Raw genomic sequence first — 14,157 nt, 5'->3', positions numbered from 1 at the left:
GAATGTATGTTCTTATTATATCCAAAACATACGTTCGCGTCACATGAAGTTTTTACCTTTTTCGACAGCTTGACTATGGCCCATTGGCAATGAGCAAAGAAGGAGCAGCGCCGGTGGTTATACACCCAGCGACTGCTCCTCCCATTCTTTCGTATACCAGCCTGCTTGCTTGCGGAACATCGCCGCATATTCTCCATTGCGTATCATTAAAGCATCATGACTTCCCTCTTCCACCAGACATCCATCCTTAAGCACAATAATGCGATCCGCAAACCGGCAGCTTCCCAGACGATGAGTGATAAATACCGAGGTTCTGCCGTTCGTTAACTTCATCAGGTTCTCGAAGATAGCCGCTTCGGTCATGGGATCAAGCGACGCAGTAGGCTCGTCCAATACAATGAGCTCAAACTCCCGGTAAAAAGCCCGATTCAGTGCAATACGCTGCCATTGACCGTAAGAGAGCTCATGGCCGCCATCGAATTGAACGCCAAGCACGGTATCCCAGCCTTGCGGCAGCTTCTGAATAAAGGATGCGGTATTCGCTTCTTCGCTGGATTTCTGAAGCTTGTGCCGGTTGGCAATCTCGTTGATGCCGCCTAAACCAATGTTTTCCCATACCGGGAAGGGAAACTGCACAAAATCTTGGAAAATCGCGCTCATGCGGCTTCGAATGCTGGAAGAGGATATGCTCGCATATTCTACCCCATCGACTGCTATGGAACCTTTGTCCGGCGCATACAATCCAAGCAGACATTTCGCCAGCGTGCTCTTGCCTGCTCCATTATCTCCAACAATGGCTATCGTTTCACCCGCCCCAATCGAAAAGCTAATGCCATCAATCGCCGGACCGGGGGCTCCATCGTATTGAAAGGTAAGATGCTCGACCGTTATGCCTTGCTTGATCGGGGACGGAAACACCTGATCGCCCTCCTCCCCATTCCCTTCAGGGAGATTCACAAATGAAATCATTTCATTAGCATGCAGCAAGCCCTGATGGATGTTGGAGTAACCCTGCGCCAGCCCCTGAACAAGCGCTTGTGAGCTGAACAACGCTTGTGCCAGCGCAACGTATTGACCGATCACCAGCCCGCCATTCGCACCGGTATGCAAGGCGAACAGCAGCATGCCGCTCAGCAGCGTCAACGTGAATAGCTGCACACTATAGGTGATGCCAATTGTTTTCCTTTCGAGGGCAAGCAGTCTGCCGACATTCCTCAAGGCGATTCGCTTCCACTTATCGATCAAATAAGAGGCCAATTCAAATACTCGAATCTCCTTGGCGCCCTCCCTGCTTTTGAGCAGGTTGCTAATGTAGGATGACATGCGCTCATCCGGCGTCTGATGAATGATCAGCTTGAACATCGCTTTGCTTTCGAATAGGTAGGACCATAACATAGGCACAACGAGAAGCAGCATGCCGAGCGACAGCAACCAATGAAATTGAAACAGAATCACCATATAGCCGATGACGGTGATCATGTTCTGAATCATGGTCAGAATCGTAAAAATAATGCCTATGCCTTGGAGCTGCATGCTAAAGGACGTCCGTTGCAGCCGGTCATAGTTCAGATGATTGTCAAAATAAGAAAGAGGCAGCCGGTTCACTTTCGTCGACAAAAGCTCATCGAAGTATAGTGTGGCACGCTGGTTAAATAATTGTTGCGTATATTTAAATACGCCTCCCAATAATGCGCCGGACAAAAGCAAGGCAAGCTGCAGCCCTACAAGTATCTGTACGTCTCGCATCCCCTGATCGCTGTTCCCTTGAAACAGCAGCGCCGCTTCCTCCACCAGCCTGCTCGTTAGTGCAAGCTGCGCGATTGGAATAAACGCCTGTGCCAGCGTAATCCCAATGAGAATCACAAGCGCCGCACCTGAAATTTTCCATAAAATTGGAATCAACAAACCGAACGTGCGCAGCTTGCCGAATGATTTATTCATGATGGGTCCAGGCTCGCAATATATAGTGGATAATGAGCCAACGTCTCTCCATCAGCATCGGTCATGACAAAGTGGAACAATCCTTCTTCATGCACCACAAATCGCGGCTGGAAAGCCATATCGAGACCAGCAGGAGCTGGAGATACGCGCTTATTGACCAGTCCTTCGCATTTTTTCTCCCATACCGTCTGATGATCGGCATCATAGACTTTAATCCAGACCACTCCATGATCCGTACCGTAAAACAATACCTTTGCCCACAAATAAAAAAGCGTAACCGATGGAAATGTACGTATGTGCACGACATTGCGCACATTTTGAATACAATGCGCCCTGGCTTCATAATTGTCGGTAACTCGATCCGCGATAACAAGCTGTCCGCTTATAGCTGCGTGCATATTCAACTTCCCCTTCGGAATGGAATCATAACCTCTTCTGCTTTACCCTCTTTGGACTCCACACTGCTCATACAGATGTCCGATATGCTGAATCGTAAATTGCTGCATCATTAAGCCCTTTTCAAGTATGATGGCCGCCGGTGTCGCCTCAAGCTCAAATCTCGCTTTATAGATGTTCTCCTCCATCGTATAGACGGGGAAGGAATAGTCATAATAACGAACCAGTTCCTCGTTCTCCTCCTTCAGCCCGCTGCTGACAACCAAGAGCAGACCATCGAAGTCAGTCCCAAATGCAACAAGCTCAGGCAGCAGATCGATACAGCTGCTGCAGGTTAACGAAACGAAGAGAACCGCAGCCTTCTCGGCTTCCGCAAGCCTGGCATCCAATGCAAAGCCAGGAAACGGCACGCCGGGGATAAAGGGCTGCACGGCTGTTTCGACTGGACTGGAAGAATAGGACTGCTCTCTCTCCAGCGTTTCCCGTTTGAACAAATCACGAAAGCTTCGCTTGCTCATTACAGCTCCTCCTTCATGAAAAGTACTGCTTGCGGCTTCATAAATCTTTTGAATGGAAACATCAGCTTCTCCCAATACTCCATGCTGCCCGCATGCTCAATCGTAATGATTTGCCCTTCCGCATTTAATCCGTATGCCCATGGATAACCGCGGGTCTTCAGCTCGCCGAACATGACATCATCCGTTGCATGATAAAGCCGTGCGGACGGGTGAAAAATCTCCTTCGCTTGCTCGAACGTCCCTTTCTCCGTATCGATGAAGATAACCAGATTCATTGCGGGATATCGCTGGATCAAAGCGTCGATCGCCTCCATCGCAGGCAGACAAGGAGCGCAGGTCGTGCTAATCGTAGCAATCAATAAGTAATCGGTTATGAAATCATATAATTGCAAGGAATCATAATTGGGAATACGTATATTGGGCATGAAATCGCCGATTTGCAATCCTTCTTCCACTTTCAGAAATGATGGCAACTGTTTCTCCATCTGATCCATCGCGTTCCCTCCCCTTTTTATCGTTTGAAATAGCAGAAAGAGAATCTCTCAAGCAAATCGAGAGATTCTCCGCGAAACTTAATTTTACCAGCAATCACAAGGCCCGTTAACGCTGCAATTTTCGGAAGGACATACTAATACTCTTCTTCTTGTGTGGCTATTTGCACCTGGGCAATAGCTTGTGCAATACGTAACCCATATCGAGGATCTACATCCGTTTGGACATGCCATTATTATTCACCTCCTTTCAGTAGGCAACATATTGGGCAAGTTAATCTATCCCCTCTAGCACGAATTTAATATTTTTGGAATATATTGCTTCGATAGTTAACAATATATAACCTGAATATATAATTGTAAACGGTTTCAACGAAACCTTACAAAACATTACAGCAAACGACAAAATGCAACGAGCGCCTCCCAACATCAATTGAAACAAGTGCATTTTGGGTATATTTTACTATTTGAATAAGCAAATGACGACGACATAATAAATGAAGATGCACTCATTAATTATCGGGGGTTAGTCGAAATGGTTGTGATTTATTCAAGCGTATTCTCGGTATCGACTTCCTTTTACTCGCCGTTCTCATCGTCGGCATGCTTGTGACTAAAAATAATGAGAGTGAGCTTTTGGGGTAATAAGGGAATAGTACAAATTCTCCTCTCATACAGTACTCTTAAAGATTACGGTCTCAGGGGAGATGCTGCCAATGTTAGATCAGTCATTTGTAGCGCGTTCATTAGAAGAAGTTAGGTTTTGGTCACGAATTATGAAAGAGCATTCTCTTTTTCTTCGATTGGGGTTCCGTTGTGAGGATACTCAATTGATCAATGAGGCCAATCATTTCTATGCCATCTTTGAAGCCATCGAAAATAAATCCAATGCGTTTACGATTGGAACAGATCCCACCGTCATAAAAAGATTCAATGAAGAAGTACACACTGCAGTTTCTTATATTTGGGCTTTCAAAAGAAAAGTGCTCGGATTAATACTGACATGCCAACTCCCAGGAGCGAACAACTTCCCATTGTTAGTTGATCATGTAAGCAGAGAAGCTAACTATTTCAGAAATCGGTTGTCGGAATTAAATACAGGTCGCCTGGAGCCTCTGCCTGATGCCATTATTGATGAAAACGTCTTTTTTCTAAGAATTATGGCTGATCATGCCAAATTCATAAGCCACTTGCTTGATCCTTCCGAGCGGCAGCTAGTGGAACAGGCAAATAACTTCAGTCAAGAATTTGACACCTTGCTATTTCAAGCAAAGGACTTGGAATCAATGCGTCCTCAATCGCAAACGGTTCCGCTCCTTGACCAATTTCTGGACCAAAACAGGGTGTCCGTTAAATCGCTTCGCGACTTCAAAAAAACAGCTCGAGAACTAATTGAAGCCTGCCGTATCAAAAGCATCATTCATCCTTTATTGGCGGACCATGTATTTCGAGAAGCAGAGCATTTCCTTGTTATCATTGATATGTTTGAAAACAGTCTAACCGGAAATCCTTCCCATTAAGGCCGAACGATATATTCATATAAGCAAATCAAAAAGGGGACGCATTTCGGAGGCAGTCAAGTAATCTGCGATTACTCGATTGCCCTCGAAACAACATCCCCTTAAATCCGCGTTATTACGGAATGTTCCCTATTAGTAATGCGTCAAATATTGATCGCGTTCCCATTGGTGAACTTGCGTGCGGTACATATCCCACTCGATTTCCTTCAGCTCGTAGAAGTGTGCCAGTGCGTGGTCGCCGAGCGCTTCACAGACGATATCGCTCTTCAGCATTTCGTCCAGCGCCTCTCTCAGGTCAACCGGCAGACTTGGAATGCCTTCGTCTACCCGCTCTTCTTCCGTCATGATATAGATATTGCGGTCAATTGGAGCCGGGAGCGGCGTCTGGTTGCGAATGCCATCCAGGCCAGCCTTCAGCATGACAGCAAGCGCCAGATATGGATTCGCTGTCGGGTCCGGGTTGCGCAATTCGACGCGTGTCGAGAGACCGCGCGATGCCGGAATACGGATCATTGGCGAACGGTTGCTTGCCGACCAGGCCACGTAGCAAGGCGCCTCATAGCCCGGAACCAGACGCTTGTACGAGTTGACCGTCGGATTGGTAATAGCCGCCATTGCGCGTGCATGCTTCAGCACGCCTGCCATGTAATAACGAGCGGTATCGCTAAGGCCAAGCTTGTCCTTCTCGTCGTAGAACGCGTTCGTGCTGCCTTGGAACAACGACTGGTGACAGTGCATGCCCGAGCCGTTAACCCCGAATAGCGGCTTCGCCATAAAGGTGGCGTGCAAGCCGTGCACGCGCGCGATCGTTTTAACAACGAGCTTAAAGGTTTGGATTTGGTCCGCCGCCTTAATCGCATCGGCATATTTGAAGTCGATCTCATGCTGCCCCGGAGCCACCTCGTGGTGAGAAGCCTCGATCTCAAAGCCCATCTCCTCCAGCGTTAGCACGATCTCGCGGCGGCAGTTCTCGCCCAGATCCATCGGCGCCAGATCGAAGTAGCCGCCTTGATCATTCAGCTCCGTCGTCGGCTCGCCGCGCTCGTCCGTCTTGAACAGGAAGAACTCCGGCTCTGGACCCACGTTCATCGCCGAGTAGCCCATCTCCTCAGCTTCCTTCAGGGCACGCTTCAGAATGCCTCGCGGATCGCCTGCGAATGGCGTGCCGTCCGGCATATAGATATCGCAGATCAGTCTTGCGACGCGATCCTGCGCTACCCAAGGGAAGACAACCCAAGTATCCAGGTCAGGGTATAAGTACATGTCAGATTCTTCGATACGAACATAACCTTCGATGGAAGAACCATCGAACATCATTTTATTATCAAGAGCCTTATCCAACTGGCTTACCGGTATTTCGACGTTTTTGATCGTACCGAGCAAATCGGTAAATTGAAGACGGATAAACCGTACGTTCTGCTCCTCTGCTATACGCTTGATATCTTCTTTCGTGTAGCTCACTAGATCATCTCCTCTGGTCGATTTCACTACCGTTTATTTAAGAAACGGGTCAGCTGTCCCTGAATCATGGATGCTTGCCCCGGCCTCTTCTCAAGAAGCTGCTGCTTCAGCAGGCGATGCAGTTGCTGGTCGGACAGCTCGCGGCGCTTCACCTCGGACTGCTCGCTGACGATCGTCGCATCATCCGATTCCTTGGATACCGGATTCATGACCTGCTTAATGCCTGCGATATTAACGCCCTTCTCGATCAGAGATTTGATCTCGAGCAGCCGTTCTACGTCGTTGAACGAGAATAGCCGCTGATTACCGGCCGTGCGCGCCGGCACGATCAGCTCGTGCTGCTCATAATAACGGATTTGCCTGGCCGTTAGATCCGTCAGCTTCATAACGATGCCTATTGGAAATAAGGCCATATTTCTGCGAATTTCATCAGCCATGTCGCATCAACCTTCCAGTCGCTCATTTATAGGTTCATTGTATCGTTGAGCCATAAATGTGTCAAGTTGTGTGAGGTTTAATCACAACCAAACCTTTTTTGACCAGCTTAGTTAACGCAATCAATACACCGTATTTGGCATGGGCATACGTCAGTCCGCCTTGCATGTATGCGATGTACGGATCACGGATCGGGGCATCTGCCGACAGCTCCAGACTGCCCCCCTGGATAAAGGTGCCTGCTGCCATAATGACAGGATTCTCATAGCCGGGCATGTCCCACGGTTCGGGCACAACATGGGCATCCACAGCCGCCGCCTCCTGTATTCCCTGCACAAAAGCGATCAGATGATCCGCTTGTCCGAATCGGACTGCTTGAATCAGATCCGTTCTTGGCTCCCGCCAATGAGGCTTGCTCTCGAAGCCCAGACGCTCGAACATGGCCGCCGCAAAGACGCTCCCCTTCAGGGCTTGTCCGACCAGATGAGGGGACAGGAAGAGCCCTTGGTACATCGAACGCATCGTTCCCAGCATAGCGCCGACTTCGCCGCCAATGCCCGGAGCGGTCAGCCGGTAGGAGGCTGCCTCCACCGCCTTCTGTGTACCCGCAACATACCCGCCGGTCTCCGCAAGACCGCCGCCAGGATTTTTGATAAGCGAGCCAGCAATAAGATCGGCTCCAACCTGAGTCGGCTCCGTCAGCTCCGTGAACTCTCCGTAACAATTGTCCACGAAGATCAGAACATCCGGCTTCAGAGCTTTGACACGCTGGATCATATTGCCGATTTGCTTCACGGTAAAGCTCGATCGCCAGTCGTAGCCGCGCGACCGTTGGATGCCTATCACTTTGGTTTTCTCCGTTAAGGCCGTTTCAATTCCGCCCCAATCCAGGCCTCCGTCAGGAAGCAGCGCAACCTCGTTATAGGCGACCCCCCAGTCCTGCAGAGAGCCCTTGCCGTCTCCCGGCTTGCCAATTACCTTGTGCAGTGTATCATAGGGCTTTCCTGTAATATAGAGCAGCTCATCCCCTGGACGAAGCAGTCCGAACAGGGCGCAGCTGATCGTATGCGTGCCGGATGCAAAATGCGGTCTGACCAGCGCCGCTTCCGCGCCGAATACATCTGCGTACACCAAATCCAATACTTCTCGGCCCCGATCGTTGTAACCGTACCCCGTCGACCCGGCAAAGTGATAATCGCTTACTTGATGGCGCTTGAACGCCTCAATAACCTTCCATTGATTGCGTTCCGCAGTCCGATCGATGCTGCGGAACGCTTCACCAACCCGTTCTTCCTCTGCTTCTGCCATCTGGAGCAGACTTTCCCATAGCTCCCCGTTCTCGTGTTGAATATTGCTCATGCTTCTGCTTCTCCCTTATTCAAATTGCAGCTTAGCTTCGATCTAATTTCAAGTCCTCCGGCCGAATCGACATTAACTCGCCTTTGCCGGGCACCGAATTGGAATATTGTCCGATCAGGCGCACGGCTTGATGCCGAATCGCCTTCTCAATCGTATTGCGCACGAATCTAGCATTGCTGAACGAAAACATATCGCTTTGCTTCTCCTGCATCAGATGCTGGCGAAGCTTGAATACCGTCTGCGGCATCATCACATAATCCCGTTCCTTCACCATCAGCTCCCCGATTTGAATCAGTTGGTCTACTGAGTAATCGGGAAACTCGATCTGAATCGGAAAGCGCGAAGGCAGACCCGGGTTCGTCATCAGGAACTGCTCGATCTCCAGCGGATATCCCGCCAAGATTAACACAAACTGATTGCGATGATCCTCCATCGCCTTCACCAGCGTATCAATCGCTTCCTTGCCGAAGTCCTTCTCTCCGCCTCTGGCAAGGCTATACGCCTCATCCACGAACAAGACGCCTCCCAGCGCCTTGCGCACGAGCTCTCTGGTCTTCTGCGCCGTATGGCCGATATATTCGCCGACCAGGTCGGCTCTTTCCACTTCGATGAGATGACCTTTGGTCAACACGCCCATCTTCTGGAGGAGCTTCGCTACGATTCGAGCGATAGTCGTTTTCCCCGTGCCGGGATTGCCCTTGAATATCATATGATAAACTTGAGAGCCGCCATACAAGCCTGCCTCTGTCCGCATTCGGCTAATATAGAGCAGCGCATAAATCTCATAGACCAGTGACTTTACGTTGTCCATGCCGATCATCGGCTCCAGTTCCTTCTGGATATCGGCAAAGTGATCCACCGCAGGCAACGGCTTAACAGCCGGCAGCGGTTCCGCTTCAAGCGCATGGGCTGAAGCGCTATTGCCGAACGTCTCATGGCTGCGCAATACGACATTGATCTGGCGGGAAGGTCTACTTGATCCATTGCCTGGTCCCGATACGACGTGTCCGCTCATCTGGTGCATCACCTTTCCTTTTCAGAAGCTGCTTGCACTGCAAGAGGTTGTTCAAAAAATCCACTTGTGATCACGATCCAGATCAGAATGCCTACTCGACATCGAATATGGCATTCAGCCGGAACTTCCGGTGCTCACGCAGCTTCCACTGCCCTCCGCTCCTCATTTCCTAACTTCATCCCATCTTCTGCAGCGTTTTGAAAAAACGCATCATCGGAAGCATAAGCTCATGTGCTGAAAACCGGACTTTTTGAACACGCATTACAAGTGTATTCTATCTCGCAGCAGCATATTAGCAGATTCAAAGCATGGACTCAGGTGAACGGAGACCGGCGGTCAGCAGCAGCCAGTCCAGCTTCCACTTCGTATAGGCCAGCACTTCCCTGGAATCGTTGTAAAACTCGTTCAGGACACGCGACTTCACGCCTGCTACGCCAGCAAGATCAAGCCCTGCATACTTCGCAATCTCTCCGGCGCGTGCTGCATGGTAATCATGCGTAATGACCAGATACGTTGCAAGTCCCTGCTCTTCGGCGAGCATGCTGCTGAACAACAGATTTTGATAAGTGCTCGTCGATTGCGTCTCTAGCAACAGCTTGTCTTCAGGAACGCCTTTCTCCACCAAATAGTTCCGCATACCCTCCGCCTCGGACAAAGTTGAAGCTCGCCCTCCGTGCCCTCCGGAGAGGATCAACGCCTTTACCGTCCCGTTCTCCAGCATCGTGCGGGCATACTCCAGCCTCTCTCTCAGCGCAGGGCTGGGCCGATCATTCCATAGCGCCGCACCCAGTACAATTCCGGCATCAGCAGCGGGATACGCCTCTTTGGGGCTATAGCCGTTAATAAGCCACAGCATATAGCCGCTCCATAGGACGCCAACTGCGATTCCCCACATGATCAAACGAAATAAGAGCAGCCACGGGCGAAATGCACGCTTCCGTCTCCGCGGTCTGCTCTTCTTCTGAACTGCAGCTTTCATGATTCGCTTAGCTCCCCCGTTCTCTCCGCCAGCGTCTTGCGATGCTTAAGACTTAGCGTAAAATAACGGAATCTTCCGTTGCGGATGCTGGACAACAGCCTTCCAGCTGTCTTGCGGGCCAGTGCGACATCTCTTCCGTTCACGTCTCCTTGACGCAAGGCGTCCTCCAGCTCATCCTCATCCATCAGATAAACCTCGCCGCTTGGCAGCACTACCACATCCAAATACAAATCGTCAAACCACGGCACCTGCTGGTCCGTTAAGCCTTGCGTCTTGCATACATCGATATACCATTGAACGACGCGTCCTTTGTCATCGAACATCGTCGTCACGACAAAATGCTCACCCTTCGGAAAATGCTGCATCCACAAATAACCGCGATCGGCCAGACAGAGTCTCCGTCCGTCGTATTCCTTCCATAGCGGCTCCCTTAACTCATGAATCCGATAAAAGGTAACCAGACCTCGGAACTCGTCGCCGTCAAGCGCCAGGCAGGAGTAGCTTCTCCGCAGGATGCGGCGCCAATTCGCCCGGTCGGAAAATTTTCTCTTCATGCGGAACGTACCTTTCCGTTCATATTGGTAACCCCTATAGAGAAAGATTACCATATCTTAACGTCCATCTCCACCCGACGGGGAAAATAAACACGTACCGCCTGTACAAACGCGGGTAAGAATGGATGCCTTACGAACAAAAAAGCGCATCCGTCGACCCTTAATCCAATCGGCGGATGCGCTTTATGCCTACACGGTCTCAATGTTGACTGATTCAATAATGATATCCTCGATCGGCGAGCCGTTCTCAACCGGACTCGACGCAATCAGACGGACGGTATCCATTCCGCTTACGACTTTGCCGAAGATCGTATAGTTCGGCTGCCGGTTGAGATTGGATGCCTCCGGGCCTGTGCAAATAAAGAATTGACTGCTTCCGGAGTTCGGTGCGCCTGTATTGAACATGGCCACCGTTCCTTCCTCGTAGACCGATTCCGAACTTAGCTCATCGGGAATCCGGTAACCAGCATTGCCCGTACCGTTGCCCTTCGGATCACCAGTCTGGATCATAAAGGATTCAATAATAGAATGAAACTTCAGGCCTTCATAGAAGCCTTCGTTCGAGAGGAATACAAAGTTGTTCACCGTCACGGGTGCCGCCTTCGCATACAGCTCAACTACGAATTCTCCTTTGCTTGTCGCGATCTTGGCCTTATACTGCTTGTCCAGGTCAATCGACATTTGCGGCATTCTATCCCAGCTTACGGCCTTAATCGGGCCGTTGTCGGACTTACCGTCCGACAACGTCACCGCATTGCCTTTGGCCCCGCAACCGGCAACCAACAGCATGAAAGCTATGACTACAAGTACGTTTCGGAATGTTCCCCAACCTCGAATCGACATGTCCAACCACCTATTCCCTGCTATATGCTTAGAGTCCGCCTACCGATACGCCGTCTTCTGCATGGCCGGCAGGAGGCGGCGTTGGCTCGATAAGGCCGCCTTCCCCTTCTCCACCGCCGGCATTGCCCGTATCGCCAGGCGTCTCAGACATGCCAGGATCGGTCACTTCGCCGCCATCTTCTCCGCCGTTGCCGTCCTCCCCGCCTTGGTCTCCGTCGCCCGGAGGCGTCACTGGAGGAGGCGTCGGATTATCCGGCTCCATCGGAATTTCCGGAATGCCGATATCGATCTCCGGCACGGCGATCGTTATGACATTGGAAGGCTCGCTGCGCTGATTCGTCGCAGCATCATAAGCGACAACGTAATAATCATAGGTTACGCCCGGGAAGACGCTCATATCCTCAATATATGGCGTTAACGTATCCACGAAGCGGATATAATCGCTTGCGCCGCTTTCTTTCCGGTACACTTCATAGGTGATATCCTTTGCGTCCACCGGATCCCAGCTTAACATTACTCTTGCTTCTGCCTCGGAGAGTTCCGCCTTAAAGTTCTTGATTGTCATTGGCGGTTTGTTTTCCTTCACGTTGCTCGGACGCTTAAAGCTGTCCTTGGCAACGCCTTTCATCGCTGGACGCATCACTTTGGCGAACAATGCCGCCGACTGTCCCCCGCCTTTGGTAAGCAAATGTTTTACATCTGTCTTATCGTAGCCCATCCAGACTGCGGCTGTCCACTCCGGCGTATAGCCGACGAACCAGGCATCTTTGATGCCATTGCCCGTGTAGCCCGGAATACCGGCTTGCGTCGTGCCTGTTTTGCCCGCAACCGGACGGTCGATCGCCGCTCTTACGCCAGTACCGCCCTTCTCTACAACAGCTTGCATCATTTCTGTCAAATACCATGCGGTATCCGGCGACATAAGCTGCTGAGAAGGCGGCGCTTTGTATTCCCAGTTCTTCTTGCCAGTAATCTTCGTAATCGTATGCGGATCGACAGACTTGCCGCCGTTCGCCATGATGCTGTAGGCCGTTGCCATCTGCAGCGGCGATGCGCCGCGTGTCAGACCGCCAAGCGCCATCGCGAGGTTGCGGTCGTCAGGCTCCAGCGTAAGGCCCAGCTTCTCCGCGAAGGCCGCCCCTTGCTTGACGCCAACTTCATTCAGCATCCATACCGCCGCCAGGTTGCGCGAGTCCTTCATCGCTTGCGTCATCGAGACAGGAACAGCACCCCATCTGTCTTGCGGACAATAGTTCGAGAAGCACTTCTGGTCGTTCTTCAGCGTGGACCACGGGAAGTACTTGCCCGACTCCAGCGCTGGGCCGTAGGCGACAATCGGCTTGATCGCCGAGCCCGGCTGGCGCAACTTGTCCACGCGGTTCCAACCGCGCGACGAGTAATCGCGTCCGCCGGCAATGGCTTTAATCTCGCCATTCCGGTGGTCAATGATGATCATTGAGCCTTGCACGATTTGGTCGTCTGCACTCTCTTCGAAGTTGGATGGATCGGCGAATTCCTTATCCATCGTATCCTGAGCTTGCGGATCAAGCGACGTATGGATATGCAAGCCGCTCACACGCAGCTCTTCCTCGGACAAGCCGGTAATCTTCATTGCTTCTTCCAAGACGTAGTCGGCATACGCATGGTACTTGCCGTTCTTCATATCGTTCTGATTCGCCGGAGCCTCATACACAACTGCCTGCGCTTCCTTCATCTCCGGTTCCGTAATATAGCCTTGATCGTGCATCAGACGAAGGACAACAGCTCTGCGCTTCATCGATTCATCCGGATTAATGAGCGGATTGAACCGGTTTGGCGCTTTCGGCATGGCGGCCAGCGTCGCGGCTTGCCATAGCTCCATATCTTCAAGCTCTACGCCAAAATAAAACTCAGCCGCCGCCTTGATGCCATGAATCCCTTTGCCAAAATAAATCCGGTTCAGGTACATCGTCAAAATTTCATCCTTGGTCAGCTGCTGCTCAAGCGCAACTGCGATGGAAGCCTCCGTCGCTTTGCGGAAAAACGTCTTGTCAGCGGACAAGAATACGTTTTTGGCAAGCTGCTGAGTAATCGTACTGCCGCCCTCGACGGCACTCCGTGCGATGACGTCCTTCACAAGCGCGCGTCCAATCGCCCAGAAATCCAGTCCCGAATGCTCCAGGAACCGCTGATCCTCTGTAGCGACAATTGCGTTTTTCATAAAATCAGGAATTTCCGAAAATTCCGCTACCTCACGATGATCCAATATATCGTATAGCCTGGATATTTCATTGCCGTTAACGTCATAGATAATGGATGCTTCACCGAACTCCAGCTTGCTTCCATGCTCTTCAAGCAGCCTCTCGCCGTTGAGAACAATTAATAGATAGCCAATAATGCCGCATACAATGGCAATTACTGCCGTAAAAAAGAGACCGTAAAACCATGCTTTCCCTGACATCCGTTTCTTTTTCTTTGTCTTTTTGTTTGTTTTCGTAGTAGTGGTGGTGGTTCTTCTCCTAGGTTGTTCAGCCATGATGACTCCCCTCCTGCATCCTTGCTTCGTTTTTTCCAGCTTTGCCGCGAAAAGGCAAGAGCAACCCAGCTCAGAGCGGGTTGCCCTTGCATGCCGCTATCTAGTTAAACGAATCCCTCTATAAGAAAGT

Annotated in this window: 13 protein-coding genes; 1 reads left to right on the top strand and 12 read right to left on the bottom strand. The window is 50.8% G+C overall.

The features are described from left to right. Positions 1-117: 117 nt before the first annotated feature. From D3P07_RS08095 to D3P07_RS08080, 4 genes are read right to left on the bottom strand one after another with little or no spacing between them, the layout of a single operon-like run. Positions 118-1,941 (bottom strand): ABC transporter ATP-binding protein, encoded by a 1,824-nt coding sequence (locus D3P07_RS08095; RefSeq protein ID WP_119799674.1) that lies wholly within the window; start codon positions 1,939-1,941, stop codon positions 118-120. Next, the gene (locus D3P07_RS08090) at positions 1,938-2,339 is read right to left on the bottom strand and encodes a hypothetical protein (RefSeq protein ID WP_119799673.1); all 402 of its coding nucleotides are present in this window, start codon (positions 2,337-2,339) and stop codon (positions 1,938-1,940) included. The genes D3P07_RS08095 and D3P07_RS08090 overlap by 4 nt, the downstream gene beginning before the upstream one ends. 42 nt (positions 2,340-2,381) lie before the next feature. Beyond that, positions 2,382-2,855: a hypothetical protein gene (locus D3P07_RS08085; RefSeq protein WP_119799672.1), complete on the bottom strand. Its 474-nt coding sequence runs from the start codon at positions 2,853-2,855 to the stop codon at positions 2,382-2,384. After that, positions 2,855-3,349, bottom strand: a complete 495-nt coding sequence (locus D3P07_RS08080; RefSeq protein WP_119799671.1) for a TlpA family protein disulfide reductase — start codon at positions 3,347-3,349, stop codon at positions 2,855-2,857. Before D3P07_RS08080 ends, D3P07_RS08085 begins: the two co-directional genes overlap by 1 nt. A gap of 713 nt (positions 3,350-4,062) precedes the next feature. Between D3P07_RS08080 and D3P07_RS08075 the strand changes: the two genes are divergently transcribed. Further along, positions 4,063-4,866, top strand: a complete 804-nt coding sequence (locus D3P07_RS08075) for a DUF2935 domain-containing protein (RefSeq protein WP_182914222.1) — start codon at positions 4,063-4,065, stop codon at positions 4,864-4,866. A gap of 132 nt (positions 4,867-4,998) precedes the next feature. Here D3P07_RS08075 and glnA read toward each other — a convergent pair whose 3' ends face one another. From glnA to D3P07_RS08035, 8 genes are all read right to left on the bottom strand, one after another. Further along, on the bottom strand, positions 4,999-6,327 hold the full coding sequence (gene glnA / locus D3P07_RS08070) for a type I glutamate--ammonia ligase (RefSeq protein WP_119799670.1): 1,329 nt from the start codon (positions 6,325-6,327) through the stop codon (positions 4,999-5,001). Between the two features lie 26 nt (positions 6,328-6,353). Next, positions 6,354-6,764, bottom strand: coding sequence for a MerR family transcriptional regulator (locus D3P07_RS08065; RefSeq protein WP_119799669.1), 411 nt, complete (start codon positions 6,762-6,764; stop codon positions 6,354-6,356). Positions 6,765-6,825: 61 nt separating this feature from the next. After that, positions 6,826-8,121, bottom strand: a complete 1,296-nt coding sequence (locus D3P07_RS08060; RefSeq protein WP_119799668.1) for a methionine gamma-lyase family protein — start codon at positions 8,119-8,121, stop codon at positions 6,826-6,828. A gap of 31 nt (positions 8,122-8,152) precedes the next feature. Continuing rightward, a complete protein-coding gene (locus tag D3P07_RS08055; protein WP_119799667.1) occupies positions 8,153-9,136 on the bottom strand; it encodes an AAA family ATPase in 984 nt (327 codons plus the stop codon). 301 nt (positions 9,137-9,437) lie between these two features. Then, positions 9,438-10,115 (bottom strand): YdcF family protein, encoded by a 678-nt coding sequence (locus D3P07_RS08050; protein WP_119799666.1) that lies wholly within the window; start codon positions 10,113-10,115, stop codon positions 9,438-9,440. Further along, positions 10,112-10,669, bottom strand: coding sequence for a ribonuclease FAU-1 family protein (locus D3P07_RS08045; protein ID WP_119800009.1), 558 nt, complete (start codon positions 10,667-10,669; stop codon positions 10,112-10,114). The genes D3P07_RS08050 and D3P07_RS08045 overlap by 4 nt, the downstream gene beginning before the upstream one ends. A gap of 189 nt (positions 10,670-10,858) precedes the next feature. Then, positions 10,859-11,512 carry a peptidylprolyl isomerase gene (locus D3P07_RS08040; protein ID WP_119799665.1) on the bottom strand — a complete coding sequence of 218 codons (654 nt, stop codon included), beginning with the start codon at positions 11,510-11,512 and terminating at the stop codon, positions 10,859-10,861. Between the two features lie 28 nt (positions 11,513-11,540). Beyond that, positions 11,541-14,027 carry a transglycosylase domain-containing protein gene (locus D3P07_RS08035; protein WP_119799664.1) on the bottom strand — a complete coding sequence of 829 codons (2,487 nt, stop codon included), beginning with the start codon at positions 14,025-14,027 and terminating at the stop codon, positions 11,541-11,543. Between the last annotated feature and the right edge of the window lie 130 nt (positions 14,028-14,157).

The organism is Paenibacillus sp. 1011MAR3C5 (genome assembly GCF_003591485.1).
Taxonomy (GTDB): domain Bacteria; phylum Bacillota; class Bacilli; order Paenibacillales; family Paenibacillaceae; genus Pristimantibacillus.
Note: the sequence above shows the minus strand (reverse complement) of the source record. Positions and strands in the feature narration are given on the sequence as shown.

Coding starts and splice junctions, on each gene's coding strand:
- D3P07_RS08080 (WP_119799671.1), bottom strand. CDS start 3,349: ATGGATCAGATGGAGAAACAGTTGCCATCATTTCTGAAAGTGGAAGAA.
- D3P07_RS08075 (WP_182914222.1), top strand. CDS start 4,063: ATGTTAGATCAGTCATTTGTAGCGCGTTCATTAGAAGAAGTTAGGTTT.
- D3P07_RS08035 (WP_119799664.1), bottom strand. CDS start 14,027: ATGGCTGAACAACCTAGGAGAAGAACCACCACCACTACTACGAAAACA.
- D3P07_RS08065 (WP_119799669.1), bottom strand. CDS start 6,764: ATGGCTGATGAAATTCGCAGAAATATGGCCTTATTTCCAATAGGCATC.
- D3P07_RS08060 (WP_119799668.1), bottom strand. CDS start 8,121: ATGAGCAATATTCAACACGAGAACGGGGAGCTATGGGAAAGTCTGCTC.
- D3P07_RS08040 (WP_119799665.1), bottom strand. CDS start 11,512: ATGTCGATTCGAGGTTGGGGAACATTCCGAAACGTACTTGTAGTCATA.
- D3P07_RS08055 (WP_119799667.1), bottom strand. CDS start 9,136: ATGAGCGGACACGTCGTATCGGGACCAGGCAATGGATCAAGTAGACCT.
- D3P07_RS08050 (WP_119799666.1), bottom strand. CDS start 10,115: ATGAAAGCTGCAGTTCAGAAGAAGAGCAGACCGCGGAGACGGAAGCGT.
- D3P07_RS08090 (WP_119799673.1), bottom strand. CDS start 2,339: ATGCACGCAGCTATAAGCGGACAGCTTGTTATCGCGGATCGAGTTACC.
- D3P07_RS08085 (WP_119799672.1), bottom strand. CDS start 2,855: ATGAGCAAGCGAAGCTTTCGTGATTTGTTCAAACGGGAAACGCTGGAG.
- D3P07_RS08095 (WP_119799674.1), bottom strand. CDS start 1,941: ATGAATAAATCATTCGGCAAGCTGCGCACGTTCGGTTTGTTGATTCCA.
- D3P07_RS08045 (WP_119800009.1), bottom strand. CDS start 10,669: ATGAAGAGAAAATTTTCCGACCGGGCGAATTGGCGCCGCATCCTGCGG.